The 14365-nt window shown below is 46.0% G+C and carries 11 protein-coding genes; 2 read left to right on the top strand and 9 right to left on the bottom strand.

What is annotated here, in order from left to right; translation table 11 throughout:
• Positions 1 to 49: 49 nt before the first annotated feature.
• From cadA to PS053_RS13850, 4 genes are all read right to left on the bottom strand, one after another.
• Positions 50 to 2197 carry a lysine decarboxylase CadA gene (gene cadA, locus PS053_RS13865; RefSeq protein WP_002460343.1) on the bottom strand — a complete coding sequence of 716 codons (2148 nt, stop codon included), beginning with the start codon at positions 2195 to 2197 and terminating at the stop codon, positions 50 to 52.
• 78 nt (positions 2198 to 2275) lie between these two features.
• Positions 2276 to 3610 (bottom strand): cadaverine/lysine antiporter, encoded by a 1335-nt coding sequence (cadB, locus tag PS053_RS13860; protein WP_000092918.1) that lies wholly within the window; start codon positions 3608 to 3610, stop codon positions 2276 to 2278.
• Between the two features lie 364 nt (positions 3611 to 3974).
• Positions 3975 to 5513 carry a lysine decarboxylation/transport transcriptional activator CadC gene (gene cadC, locus PS053_RS13855; RefSeq protein WP_025238068.1) on the bottom strand — a complete coding sequence of 513 codons (1539 nt, stop codon included), beginning with the start codon at positions 5511 to 5513 and terminating at the stop codon, positions 3975 to 3977.
• A 985-nt stretch (positions 5514 to 6498) separates the two neighbouring features.
• Positions 6499 to 6786: a PerC family transcriptional regulator gene (locus PS053_RS13850; protein WP_000617439.1), complete on the bottom strand. Its 288-nt coding sequence runs from the start codon at positions 6784 to 6786 to the stop codon at positions 6499 to 6501.
• Between the two features lie 271 nt (positions 6787 to 7057).
• Between PS053_RS13850 and PS053_RS13845 the strand changes: the two genes are divergently transcribed.
• Both PS053_RS13845 and PS053_RS13840 read left to right on the top strand, forming a co-directional pair.
• Complete coding sequence (locus PS053_RS13845) at positions 7058 to 7501, top strand: hypothetical protein (protein ID WP_001344215.1); 444 nt, start codon at positions 7058 to 7060, stop codon at positions 7499 to 7501.
• A 79-nt stretch (positions 7502 to 7580) separates the two neighbouring features.
• The gene (locus tag PS053_RS13840) at positions 7581 to 7802 is read left to right on the top strand and encodes a hypothetical protein (protein WP_001378274.1); all 222 of its coding nucleotides are present in this window, start codon (positions 7581 to 7583) and stop codon (positions 7800 to 7802) included.
• Positions 7803 to 8346: 544 nt separating this feature from the next.
• On the opposite strand, the gene PS053_RS13835 is transcribed toward PS053_RS13840, so the two are convergent.
• The 5 genes from PS053_RS13835 to PS053_RS13815 form a co-directional block, all read right to left on the bottom strand.
• On the bottom strand, positions 8347 to 9045 hold the full coding sequence (locus PS053_RS13835; protein ID WP_000594596.1) for a hypothetical protein: 699 nt from the start codon (positions 9043 to 9045) through the stop codon (positions 8347 to 8349).
• A gap of 150 nt (positions 9046 to 9195) precedes the next feature.
• Positions 9196 to 11916, bottom strand: a complete 2721-nt coding sequence (locus PS053_RS13830; protein WP_016231879.1) for a lytic transglycosylase domain-containing protein — start codon at positions 11914 to 11916, stop codon at positions 9196 to 9198.
• Positions 11913 to 13232 carry a phage DNA ejection protein gene (locus PS053_RS13825; protein ID WP_021527466.1) on the bottom strand — a complete coding sequence of 440 codons (1320 nt, stop codon included), beginning with the start codon at positions 13230 to 13232 and terminating at the stop codon, positions 11913 to 11915. Before PS053_RS13825 ends, PS053_RS13830 begins: the two co-directional genes overlap by 4 nt.
• Complete coding sequence (locus PS053_RS13820; RefSeq protein ID WP_000909176.1) at positions 13232 to 13909, bottom strand: hypothetical protein; 678 nt, start codon at positions 13907 to 13909, stop codon at positions 13232 to 13234. Before PS053_RS13820 ends, PS053_RS13825 begins: the two co-directional genes overlap by 1 nt.
• Positions 13903 to 14364 (bottom strand): DUF2824 family protein, encoded by a 462-nt coding sequence (locus tag PS053_RS13815; RefSeq protein WP_000420674.1) that lies wholly within the window; start codon positions 14362 to 14364, stop codon positions 13903 to 13905. Before PS053_RS13815 ends, PS053_RS13820 begins: the two co-directional genes overlap by 7 nt.
• Position 14365 lies beyond the last annotated feature (1 nt).

The raw sequence follows: 14365 nt of genomic DNA, 5'->3' as shown, positions 1-14365 counted from the left end.
TTATGAGCAAAAAAGGGAAGTGGCAAGCCACTTCCCTTGTACTAGCTAATTATTTTTTGCTTTCTTCTTTCAATACCTTAACGGTATAGCGGCCATCAGCCTGACGATATGCGCCGTGAATATCGGTTTCAAAGCCCGGATAGTGAGCGCCGATTTCACACAGCATCTGCAGGAACTCCAGAACCGGACGGCTTTCTTCAGTGATCATTTCACCCGGCATTACCAGAGGAACTCCCGGCGGATACGGAAGGATCATATTAGCGTTAATACGACCTACCATTTCGTCGATGTAAACTTCTTCGGTCATACCGTGCAGCTCTTTCTGGAACGCAGCATACGGAGTCATCACCATGGTCGGCAGAACTTCAAATGCGCGATACATCAGATCCGGCAGATTGTGCTGAACAATCAGTTTGTGGATATTCTGAGCCAGTTCCTGAATACGCATGTTTTCATAGAATTCAGGATCTTCACGATACAGAGACGGCAGCATGTTTTTCACACGCAGGTTCAGGTCGAACGCGCGTTTGAAGTCGGTCAGAGCACGCAGCAGGCTCAGTGCCTTGGTCTTATCGATACCGATGCTGAACAGGAACAGCAGGTTATACGGACCGGTTTTCTCAACAATGATGCCATGTTCGTCGAGGTATTTCGCCACGATGCTGGCCGGAATACCGAACTCGCTCATTGTGCCGTCTTTTTCCATCCCCGGAGTCAACAGAGTGACTTTGATCGGGTCAAGATACATGTGCTCGTTATCGATGTTTTTGAAGCCGTGCCAGGTGCTGTCAGAGCGCAGCGGCCAGCATTCAGTCGTATCGATGTGATCTGGCTGCCATACATCAAAGAACCAGCCATCAGATTCCGTTCTCAGACGTTTGATCTCTTTACGGAACTTGATCGCACGTTCGATGGAACCGTCGATCAGACGTTTACCGGCATTACCTTTCATCATCGCCGCAGCGGTTTCAGTGGAAGCCACGATACCGTAATGCGGAGAAGTGGTGGTGTGCATCATGTAGGCTTCGTTAAAGGTTTCTTCGTTTACATCGCCTTTAACGTGGATCATGGAAGCCTGAGAGAACGCCGCCAGCAGTTTGTGAGTGGACTGGGTTTCGTAAATCACTTTCCCTTCTACACGGCCACCGCTCATACCGCATTTACCTTCGTAAATCGGTGAGAAGTTGGTGTAAGGCACCCATGCGGAGTCAAAGTGGATGGATTTCACATCCAGCGTTTTCTTGATGAAGTCGGTGTTGTACAGCAGACCGTCATAGGTAGAGTTAGTAATTACGGCATGTACCGGCCAGGTTGCGTTTGGTGTTTCTTTAACGCGTTTAGCAATGGTAGCGTGCTGGAATTCACTCTGTGGGATACCGCCAAGAATACCGTAAGCGTTACGGGTTGGGCGGAAATAGATTGGCGTAACATCGCTCATCATCATCAGGTGGGTCAGCGATTTGTGACAGTTACGGTCAATCAGAATGGTGCTGCCTGCCGGAGCAGAGTACATACCAACAATCTTGTTCGCAGTGGAAGTACCGTTGGTTACCATGTAGCTGCGGTCTGCGTTAAATACGCGGGCGATATACTGTTCTGCTTCTTTGTGCGGACCACTGTGATCCAGCAGAGAACCCAGTTCAGATACTGAAATGGAAATATCAGATTTCATGGTGTTTGGACCAAAGAAATCATAGAACAGGCTACCTACCGGGCTTTTCTGGAATGCAGTACCGCCCATGTGGCCAGGAGTACAGAAAGTATATTTACCTTCACGTACATATTTAAACAGCGCTTTGGTCAGTGGCGGCAGAATAGTATTGATATATTCGTCAGTGGTCTGCTTGATCTTGTTAGCAATATCATCGGCAGCACCCAGCGCATATTCAAAGAAACTAATCTGTAAACGCAGATCGTTCAGGCTTACATCGAGTGTGGAATAAGTATTAGCGAACGCGTACAACGGCAGGTTCTCGTTCATTTTGCTAATTTCTTCGCACAACTCGAGATTGTATTTATCCCAGTCAAAAATAACACCGCACAGACGCGCATTGTTTTCGATCAGTTTTAATAAGTCGTCACGGTCGTTCGGGTAAACAATCTGGAAGTTCAGACGTTCAAGCGCGCGATGAAGTTCACGGATGGGTTCTTCTTTAAAATAAACCCCCATGTGATTCAATATTGCAATAACGTTCATAGTCATATCTCCAGGTAAAGAAAGCCCCTCCCAACACATGGGACAAATGAAAGGAGGAGCTTCGGAAAATACTTTTAATTAATGTGCGTTAGACGCTGTGTGGTTATCCATTGAGTGGCTCTGGCGCTCGTGCATTTTGCGAGCGTAGAACATCAGGATAATCAGGCTGACGATGAAGGTACCTGCCAGCTCGAAGGAGCTTGCGCCCATCAGAGCGATGAAGCAGAACACGCAACCCAGTACAGAGCAGATCAGGCTGGCAAAGTTGCGGATGTTAACGCCTTCAAAACGAATCAGGTCAACGCAAGAGTAGAAGTACGGCAGCATGGTCAGCAGTACTGCGATACCCGTCAGTTCACCGAACAGGTCAGATGCTTTGCCACCGGCAGAGTTCATCAGAGTGATAAGGATCATCAGGGCAGTCATTTTCACTGCAGCCAGCAGCAGACCTTTTTTCGGAATACCGTTGCTGTCGACTTCACCATAAACTTTCGGGAAGTTACCGTCGTTAGCGGCACGCACACCTGCCTGGCCTACCAGCATCATCCAGGAGCCCAGAGAAGTCAGGCACGCAAATGCGGTGAATGCAGAAACCATCGGCGCAGCCCAGTCACCCAGAATAGTGGAAGCACTGATTGCAAACGGAGCACCGGAACCTGCCATTACAGAAGACGGATACATACCGGAAAGAACCTGGGTCGCAGCAATGTAGACAATACCTGCTAAACCAGTACCCAGCATGGTTGCCAGTGGAACAGTACGTTTCGGGTTTTTAACCATACCAGTACTTACTGCTGCAGATTCCACACCTACGAAGGCCCACAGGCAGAGCAGAATACTTTTAATGATTGCATGACCATCAGTGGTACCCGCAGTATTCCAGTTAGCTGCATAAGTCGCAGAATCAAACCAGTGCCAGCCAACAATAGCAGTCATAACTACCGGAATAAGAACCAGCACCAGACCAATAGTGGTTAAACGGCTTACCCAGGTACCGCCGAGCATATTTACAAAGGTAAATACCCAGACGATAGCAATACAGGCGATACCAGCCGGAACAGGATCATTTAATACCGGGAAGAAGGTTGAAAGATAAGATACAGCGGTAATACCAATCGCCAGGTTACCAATCCAGTTAGCGTGATAATAAAGAACACCTGTCTGGAAACCAAATGCAGGAGAAATTTCCCCGGCATAAGCAATTGGGCCACCTTGCTGCGGGTTTTTGGTTGCCAGTCGGGCATATACATAAGCCAGCGACATTGCACCAATAATAGAGATAATCCAACCCCAGATAGCAATACCACCGATACTTGCAAGGTTCGCAGGTAATAATGCAATACCGCTCCCCATCATATTACCGGCAACTACACCGGTACAGGCAAATAGCCCGATCTTCTTGGCAGAACTCATGCTTTTCTCCTAAGTTCATTTTAGAATTTGGAGTCCGGATCATGATGTATAACTATTTATTGACCAGACCAAACTGGCGACAAGACTACTCAAAAAAAAAGGATTAATCCTAAAGATTAGGTGAAATAATACAAAAGTTTCTGTAAGTGAGGTCTTGAGCTCTCCATTAACAGATCAGAATAGCAGGTAGATATCATGAAAAGATAAACATTCAATAATTACAATAAGTTACGTAAATTCTGATGGTTAAATATATGTAATAAAAATTATGCGGCAAATAAATTGCCGCAACATATTAAACAATAAGAAAACATAAAAATTCAACAATAAGTGTTCCCGTGAATGAATATGCACGGGATTTTACTTATTCCGAAGAGAGAAATTTGTCAAGGTAAGGAACAACGTAAGGGACAGAGGTCTGGAATACGCCATTTTCAATCCAGTAAAGAGTATTTTCACCTGGACGTAAATTAAAGGCAGTGAGATATGCATCAGCAGCTTCCCTGTTCATCCCCTTCATTTCATAAACCTTGCCAAGCAACACATAATTTAGCCAGGACATTTCAAGGTCAATGCCAGTATTTATCGCCTGATACGCGTCGTCTATTTTCCCTTTTTCTAAAGCACTGACTGTTTTTATTTGATAAAAAATGGACAGGTTATTCACACCCGGCATTGTACCAATGTTATCAATTTCTGTATTCAGAGCTGCTAATTGTTTTTCATCTAAAGGATGCTGAGAATGACGCACTATATCAACTAAGGCTTTCTCTGCTCTCGCATAGATAAAATCAGGCGATGATTCAAGAATCTCACCTAATAACTCACTGGCACGATTCAATGATTTATCATCACCATGCATTAAATAATCGTGTGCCTGGTAAAAATTAGTTAATAAAGCGCCGCGATGAGGTAAAAATTGTTGAAACATCTCCTGCATTCGTTGTGGCCACGGTTGATTCAACGCCTTTGACAGGCTTTCCAGTAAATCATTTTGAATTGCCAGTTGGTTACCGTTGGTGATGACGTAACGTTTATCCAACATGGTTGAACCATCTGCATTATCTACCAATTTCACCGACATAAAGCACTGTTGAGCGCGATATTGGCGCTGATTAACAAACGCAATAGATAGCGTTTTACCGGAGCTGCTCGGTTCATCAATGTTGTAGTTAGTTTTGTCATGCACCATAAAGGTGGAGAAGGTATTAAGTGACGTAGCCACTAAATCGCCCACCCCTATTGCGTAAGAGCGCTGATATGGAGAAGTCCAGTTGTTACAACTCTTATTCACCATATGAATGTCAATATCGCGTGGATTGAGCAAAATACGCGATTTACTCATAGGAAGACGCGTTTCAAAACTGGACAATGCCACGAGTACTACACAGATACCTAACGACAACAGGAAAAAAAACCATACCCAAAAAGTAGTTAATCGTTTGCTTCTAACTGGGGAGTGTTCGGGAGGTGTTGGAGTGTATTGGATGTTAAGGTTGTGGACGGGAGAAGCTGTATCAGGAATCGTCTCTGGTATAGAGGTTGGCGAAGATAACATCATTTCTTCCCCCTCCTCTGCGCTGTACCAGATAACCGGTACCATTAATTTATAACCGCGCTTCGGGACAGTAGCGATATAGACAGGACTATCTTCATCATTATCTTTTAATGACTTACGTAGTTCTGAGATACTCTGCGTCACAACGTGATTGGTGACGATACTCCTCTTCCAGACATTATCGATAAGTTCATCTCTGCTAAGTACTTCGCCACTATGTTGGGCAAAGAAAACCAGAAGATCGATTAACCGCGGCTCCAGGGTAAGTTGACGCCCATTGCGACTTATTTGGTTTATGGACGGAGTAACAAGCCATTCGCCAACGCGAACTACAGGTTGTTGCATAATAGAAACTCATTCGAAAAGGGACTGGTTCAATGATAATTGCCATAACCTATTTTTACCATCTATAGACATTCAGCAATCAATTCATATAAATGTTATTTAATCCATTTATGCATCATTTTCTAAATATATAGGTGAAGGTTTAAACATATCCGTGAATTGCTTTACCCAACAAGACTATATCATAAAAAACACATAACGATGATCACAGTTTATTTACATTTACGATGTTTGAAAAAGTGACCTGACAAAATGTATGTTTTATGGTGGGCGACGAGGTTCTTACAGATCGTGTAAAAGCCTGTACATCGTTTTGGTATTTTGCATGAATCCAAACGTTGAAAACGGGGTGTACTCAAACTGTCGTATTCAAAATGCAATGTATATACAGTTGCAAAAAAGCCCGAAATATCGGGCTCTTAGGTATCTTTAATTTTTTCTGAAGGCGAACAAATCGTTACTCAATATTGGATCTGTTTGTAGAGTATTGGCTTCAATGCCGCATTGTAGCTGGTTTCTTCCTAATGCGATTTTTGATTATGTACACCCTTATGTACACGGTTTTTTCGGGTGCTTTGGTCAGAAGCCATTGCCTACATCCCTCACGATCGAGGTGTGTAACCATGTTCAGGCTTGTTGTCCTGCGCGCGCGTATTGCTCGTGAAATTGCTTTACCCAATAGTGATGTCCGAAAAAACCTCCGTTCTCACATGAAACAGCCATATGCAACTGGTAACTGAACAGACTGGTAGACCGTTCGTTCAGTAAATACCTGATATTTTCGCCAACGAGAAATTGCGTTGGCTGGCAGGGTGCAAATTTGCACGATGGACTAACCCATTGATTCTTTCGAAAACCCCCATTGGGGGAAAAGCCTAACTCATTGGTTTTCCCACAATCCTCAATTTGAGGAATGTACCTAAAACCATTTTTATAGCTCCGATCCCTTCAAAGTGAGGGGTAATTTGCCAAAACAGAGAGAGCATTACTGTCTCTGGCAATCTTTATCGCGATAACGCCTGAAGTACCCTCTCGCTTCCTCATCCATACCAAGAGCCGAATGAGTCCGCTTAACTGCCTGTCTTAAATCTCCGAATCTGTCTGTAGTTGCTGGTGGGCGTGCCGCCTTACGGATACATTCAGAGCGTCTGTTTGCTGCATGTTCACGTTCTTTATCGCCATCTGCCAGCATCATGACTTCTGCCCATCGTGCGGCAGCTCTCCGGTATAGCCCTTTTGACTCCAGCTCTTCAGCTTTCCTGTCCCTTATCATTTCTGCCTCTCAGATTATATAGATAAGCAAAAAGGTGTTGGTTCAGTTGGTTCAGTTGGTTCAATTTGTAAAGATCGTTGTTTTTATTATGTTTTTTCTAAAATATTGAACCAACATCAACTCATTTTGAACCAACACAGCCCAGCTCTGAACCAACAACACAGCGATAGCTTTGTGATTGGCCCGTTATTTTCTGGCTGATATTTGAGCGTATAACAGTGTTATACAGTGATATACTGTATGGATATTACTCACTGATATGGTCTTTGCAATGAGCAAATCTAATCTGGTCGCGTTCCGCATCCCATCTGAATTGCAGGATGAGTTTAATCGGTCTGTTCTCGCTTCTGGAGGGGATAAAACCTCCTGGCTTGTTGATGCGATTCGCATGAAGCTGGGACAGCCGGAAAAGTCTATTGATTCACGAATGCTTGGGCTGGTGGAGCGCATGGAAAAAGCTGCTGCGTCGCTTATTGCCGGAAAGCCGAACATCCCACCAAAGCCATATAACGAAACGGCAGTTATAAAGATCATTGCCGATACCATCCGACAGGGATTTGATAATGGGCGTGTGATAGCTGAACGGATCAATGAAGCAGGCTATCAAACAAAAGCTGGTAAAGCGTGGGATAAAGATATTTACAGCGCGTGGAAGCGTCAGGGAAGCAATGCTGAAAAGTTAAAAGCGGTGATTGATTGTAAGGTCAGCGTATAAACATGAGTGCCCATTGGAAAGCTGCTTGGGCCAATACCTTTATACACCAGCAGGTGGTGACGATAGGTGAGGATCAGGAATGAAAGGCAGAACGCCACACATTGAACATCAAGCCAACCACTTCTCGGATGTTCGCAATGAGATGATTGCCATTCGCGGTGATATGCACGGCTTGGAGCGTCGAATTATTGATAAGATTGATGAAAATAGAGATAAGGCCAGTGAAAATCAAAAGTGGATCATCGGCCTGTTGATTTTATCAATTCTTATCCCGCTACTTATCGCATTGGTCACAAAATGAATATCCAATGTGTATGCTGTCGATGCTACGCGCGCGTACTTGTCGCAAAATATCAGGCAAAGGCCAGATTCAGAACGTCGTGATAACCACCAGCACAACATGAGATGTCATGTAACGCGATTTATCACGTCAGATACATGTGATTGGTGTACCCGCATAAAACATTGTCATAGCGCGTCCTGTGCGCATATACGCCGATAATCAACACATCACCACCACTCTGTCTCATGTAGAGAACACTTTTATGGTATCCCCCGCCATCGTGTGCGTACTGGTCGGACGCAGTTGCAAAAAATTTTGCAACTGATACCCCTCGCGCGCGTACTTGTCTCGAAATTGGTGTTTTGCTGTGGCAGTGATATCAGAAAAATCTTCCTGTTTCACATAAAGCGGATATGCGCGTACTGTAACGGCCCCATCAACTGGGAGCGGATTTGAGCCCCGAATGTGTAGGCAATGTCACTTAACGTTTGTCGCATACCTTCCAGAAAAAGCGATTCATGAATAATAGGGGCATGAATGCCCGGCGTACCGGGCTTATTAGTTAATTTGGTGCTTTAGGGTCAACATTAAAAGTTATATCACCTTCTGTATTTTTCCCGGCATAGCTAGCGGCTATTCTCGCCAACCCTTTGTAATCAGCAATTCCATCAGACTGTTGCGAGACGACTGAGCTACCAACTTTCCATAACATATTAATCTGCCGATTATTGAGATAAGCCTTGGCATCAAACGACTGGAGTATCACCCCTGCGCCGTAGAACGTGTCCGTCACAGTTGTGTTATACGCGCCAGTAATTCCATAAGTAGGCGTATAAACTGTTGTTGCCGTTCCAGTGGTATTAGCTGTACCGTAGCCACCACCATAACTATTGAACGTGGTGTTCGAGTTTCCGTACGTTGTTGCTGAGCTCACACCAGTTTGCCCGTATATTGGGATGGTTACATTACGAGTATTTGAAATGGCCCCGCTTCTCAAAAAGTTCAAGAGAATTACCTGGTCAGCCAATTTTTCATCTTTAACTTGTGTATATCCTTGGCTTGATAAACTGGCGGCTACTACCGTAGCTATTTGAGTGTATTCAATCTGTTTGGTGTTCCAAAGTTCTTGGCTTGCGGGGATGATCAAGAACTTCTTACCGACAGATTGCCCGGAAGATAAAGCATTGACCGTTACTAACGGTTTTTGTACGCATCCAGCCAATAATGACAGGGATAATATTAAAAGAAGATTTTTAATCATGATAATCTCACCTAAGAATTGCGTGGTTATAAATTATCATCACTGTAAGCGAATGTAAGCCACAGGCTCGTAATGTGATATGGAATTTTGATAGTTGGCTCAATATCAGTATGCCGTCCTTGGCTATTATGGTTTTGTTAGTTAGAGCGTCTATTCCCATTCGCTAACATCTTTCATGCCACTGAGGGTAGCTACAATCCCGGCCCTTGTCAGTTTCACGAATTCTTCAGCCCCAACGGCATCACGAATTGCTTTCATGGCAATTTTATTGGCCGAAAATCGTTTCTCTGCTGCGGCGATCGCTGCTGGTGATGCCCCTGCGCGCACTGCTTTTGTAGCTTCCTGAACGGCTTTCTCTATCGCATATCGACCACTTCTTGTCGCCCCAATCTTAGCCACAGCATTTCTTAGCGCGCCACCAGCAACCAAACCACTAATCGAACCAATTACACCACCGCCAAAGCCTCCAGCGATCGCACCTGACTGTTGAACACCGTTCATAATCACGCCGACGATCTTTGGAAGGCCTGAATCGAGCGTTTTGAGAGCCTCAGTTGTTCTTCCCGTGCGCTCTACGTATCGCTGCGGTCTGGTACTGGCTTTAGCGAGTACACCGAACTCTTTCATCATTCTACCGAGATCTGGCGCATGACGACTGATGGCGTTTACATTCTGCTGGGTCATGAGCTTGGCAAAATACTGGATACCTGACTCTTCACCGATTCCTCCCTTCTCTCCCTGCGCCACAGCATGCTGAAGAATAGATGCTATTGCAGGTTGGCGTTCTGCTTCCGGCAGCGCGGAGATAAGACGGTGAAAAGCTCCCGTTCCAGTGTTTGCGGATGCCTTAAGCGTATCGGCACCTTTTCTTACCATAGCGTCTGATGCGAGATCTCGACCAAAAACAGATTCGGCATTTTGTTTGGCGATAATGTAACTTTTAGAGAGATCGTTAGCTTTCTGCCATTCTGTGAGGAAGTTTCCTTTTTCAGCCATGATGCGCATGTCATCAGTGATAGCTCTGCGCATTTCTCCGGCAATCCGGGCGGCATTGGCCTTACCTGCCCGGGTGTTTGCTTGTTCAGCATCAGCAAACTTAGCACGCCATGCCTTCATCCCGTCGAAGGTTATGCCGCCACCTTGGTTGTTGGCAGCCTGAAACTGTTTCATCTCCGGGCTGAGTGGAACATTGGCTGCTTTTTCTGCTTGGACGACAGCCATCCCATTACTCATTTTCATCCTTTCGCGTGGCATCGTGCTTCGCAGTTCTGCCCATGCCATATTCTCTGCTGTTTTCATATCACTGAGGCTCGCGATGATGCGCTCTTTAATTGCTGCGCTTTTTTCTGATGCGCTTCCAGACTCAGCACCGAAATCAGACAACTGCTTATTCAACTTTGAGGATATTTCATTGAAGGCCGTAAGGTGAGCATCCTGAACATTCCCAGGAGTTGATGCCAGAACACCTTCTGCTTGGGCAATTCCACGACTACCTGAGCGCATTCCAGGCGTCAGGGTGTTGATATTAATACCAGTGATTTTCGCCGCCTTAGCGACATCATCTCTGACGTTTGATGCCTGCGATGCGATATGCTCTCGGCCTACGGCAGAACGCGCTGCTTTCGATACATCATTGGCGGTTTCCAGAGTATTTGCTGCCCCTAACACATGGCCTGATTGATTTGTATTACTCCGCAATACATCTCGCATTACGTCACTGGCTGTCTGTCCGCTCTTTATTAAAGCGCGTGCTCCTAGCGATCCTGCTAGGCCAATACCTGTCTCTTTTGCTAGGTCTTCTGGGCTGATCTGCCCGTTCTTTTGGGCGTTCACCAATGTACCTGGCAGGTTTTCTGCCAACATACTAGCCACCTTTGTGGCCGCACGTTCAGCACGTGGAGCGTTGGCAACTGAAGAAGCTGCGGTAGCTGCCTTTCCTGCACCTAATCCTGTAATAAGGTAAGGTGCTAGCTGCTCACCAGCCTGCGCGTATGGATCTGTAGGTTGGTCTACTGGGCGAAAGACAGGTGATATGGGCGTGTATGTGCCATCACCCACACCAAGCTTCTGAGCTGCCCATGCTCCGGCTGATTGCGCCGCATTGACTACCCCCACGCCTGCGTCCATTACATCAAACGGTATATTAGCAATCCCTCTGGCCATCTGCTCTGGCGCAGCTTTCAGTCCTGGCGAAAGATATTCCATCTCAGGATTAAGGTTAGACTTGGCTACTTGCTGCTGCGGTTCCCCGGCATTTTCATCGGCGAGAAACTGAGCTCTTTTCTGCTCCCATGAACTGGCTGTTGGTAGTCCTGCTTCTATGTTCTTAAATTGCTGACGTTTTGCTTCCCATGCAGAAATATCTCCCACCTGAGATATTTCTTTATCAAGCTCTGAGTAGTCAGGCTGCTGAAGATTGCGATGTTGACTGGTTTGTGCAAACTGCAAGATTTCACTGTCATCAGGGATTATTCCGGCATCTGCAAATTTACTTACGTAATTAGCCGTTTCATCTGGCAGTGTAGATTTACCGTTTCTGACGGCATTAATACGAGCATAGCCAGAATTATACCCAGCCAATGCCATACCTATATCACCAAATCGCTTCATTCCTTTATTGAGATGGTTTGCTGCGATATCCATTTGCTTTTCAAATGGCAGTGAGCGCGGATCTGTTCCACGATAACCAGCATCACTCATTACTGAGGGCATCAGTTGAGCAAATCCTCTAGCTCCTTTCGGTGACTCGGCACTTCCGTTACCACTAGATTCATTGCCAACTAATGTTTCCATCGTCCCTGATGGGAAACCATATTTTTCATCGAGATGACGGGAATAGGCTTTCTGTTTTTCTGTCAGTTGTGCCATCATTGCCATCCCTTAAGTTTTGCCTGATAGTAACTTTCCGGCAGATAGCCATGTGCGGTCACATAATCCTTAACCAGTGAAGGATCCTGCAACAGCATTTTGGTATCAGTTTCTTCGTCCTTAGATTTGGTTACAGGAATACCGAGCCCGGCAATCTGTCGTTTCTGCATTCGAATAATTACGTCCTGCGCTTTATTCAACTCTCGCAAAAATGCCTCATTGCTGGTTGCTGACTTAATGCCATTTTGAGATTGCATAAGGGCAGCCCTTTCCCCTTCGGTTGGGTTAGAGCCAAAAGTCCCTTTGAGGCTAGGCAGAATAACCTTTAGGTTGTATTCATCAGCTTTGGCGCGTAGGCTTCGTGTGTCTTCTGCTACATCAGGAAGGAATCCAAACCCCAGCGTCAGGGGGTTATAGTTCTGCGAGCGGGTAACGGCCGAAGGATGTTTCCCTACAATTCCCGCCAGTTCATGACCCACTTCAAGCGCAGAGTTCAAGGAGTCGATGTTACCTGCAACAGTATTAATTTTATCGTTCATCTTCTCCACTTTCGCCTGCTGTATCTTGCTCAGTTCAGCATTGAGCTTGTCTCTCTCGATGTCATTTTGAGCACGTCCAAGTCGTGCTTTCAGAACCATTTCTCTCGTGCGTAGTTGGTTATCGGATAGGACTTTGAACTGCTCCATATCGAGACGTCGATTACCCTGTTCCGCATTAACCTGAGCATTATATGCGGATGTATCTGCGTTCTGCTGTGCAATGCTCTGCCCTTGCTGCTTCTCTTGAACACTAAAGTAACTATTTGGATCAGCATGGAGGTGGATGAGGTCAGTGATTCTGTTGAATTCCTGTGGGTCATTCTGCCAAGACTGATAAACCTCTTCAGCAGGAAGACCAAATCGCTGTAATACTGGATTTGCCTGCTGAATGGCCTTCTGCATGGTCAGTGGATCTCCAGTTTGTGACGCAAGACGCAGATTCATGGCAGCGTCAGCGGTCTGTCGATTTTGCTCAGCATCAATGAATCCCATCTGTTTTTGAGAATCAGCCATAAACTGGGGATACTGGGCCATTAACTTCTGCACGCCAACACGATCATTATTAGCTACCGCACTACCCAACCGTGCCTGATATTCTTTTAACTGCTGGGAAATTTGCGCCTGCTGATTAATCTCAGCAACGCCTCTTAGCCCCTGTAGCGCCATTAAACCTACGTTTGGCTGCTGCTGATACTGCACAGGCTGAGGAACGGAAGAACGAGGAGCATTATCATTTTGCGGTGCCATGCTAGGCAGCCCGCCAAGTTGCCATGTCGCCATTAGAATCCAAGCCCCCCAACAAGACCAATAAGCCCACCACCAATAGCGCCGGCCGCAGTTCCTATTCCAGGAACAACGGAACCAAGTTGCGCACCCGCTAAAGCGCCTGATGCTGCCCCACCAATACCACGCGCAAGACTGGATGGCTGCTGCGCCTGACCTGCACGAATAGCGCCAAGCCCCTGCAAGAGTTGTCCGGTATTATTGGCGTAGTTTTGCCCTGCCGTTGCCTGCCCTGATGCCGCATTCATCCCGACATTTAGCAGGTTTCCATAATTTTGCATTTGCCCACTGAGCCAATTGTTATAAAGCATGGGCGCAATGGAAGATAACTGGTTACTGGTAGCTGTTGAGCCAAGCCCCCCGGTAGCTTCTGCTGAGACAAGGTTCTGATAACGGGCCTGATCTGCCTGTGTTTTATATAAACCAGAACCAAAGAAATCATTCGCGGCTTTATTCTGCCCTTCCAGAGTCATCAGTCCTTGTAGTTGTTGTAAAGCAGGCAATCCGACTTCTGCATACGGCTTGAGATTATTCATCACCGTATTCCACTGCTCGCGCTGCAAATCAATTGCCTGCTGCTGGGCCTTCGCCTGAGCTTTAGAGGCACCACCATCACCGCCTTTTTCGTATACGGCACGATTGAGATGTTTATGAGCTATGTGGGTAATTAACATTCGCTGAATTCCTTATATTGTTGCCGAGTTAACTGATAAAGCGTTACGCCGACGGGTTTACCACATCTGATATAAGCATCATCAAGGTGACCAACACGGGTAGCGCCAAGCAAACGGATAATTGCCCGTCCGTATTTGGTGGTGTCAGGAACCATGGTAATGCTGTTAAGGAATGGTGAGTTTTCGAGAAGCCATTTGCAGAATAATCGATGCCCTTGCAGTGCATATTCACCACGGAATCCGGGGTCGTACACCGCATGGCATTCAACAACGCTATGCCAGAAGTTACGCACTTCATGAACGCCAGCCAGCACTAATCCTTCGTAGATGCCGAGATATACCGCATCAGGCTTGATGTAGTACGTGTGCCCCGGCTCAACAATATTTTCGGTATTGCCTGGCTCGTTAAGAAAGGCCTGTAATCGCACAGGGTTATCAATAAATTTTAGTTCCATG

The sequence above is a fragment of the Escherichia albertii genome (assembly GCF_028622335.1).
Taxonomy (GTDB): domain Bacteria; phylum Pseudomonadota; class Gammaproteobacteria; order Enterobacterales; family Enterobacteriaceae; genus Escherichia; species Escherichia albertii.
This window is presented reverse-complemented; position numbering and strand designations above follow the sequence as displayed.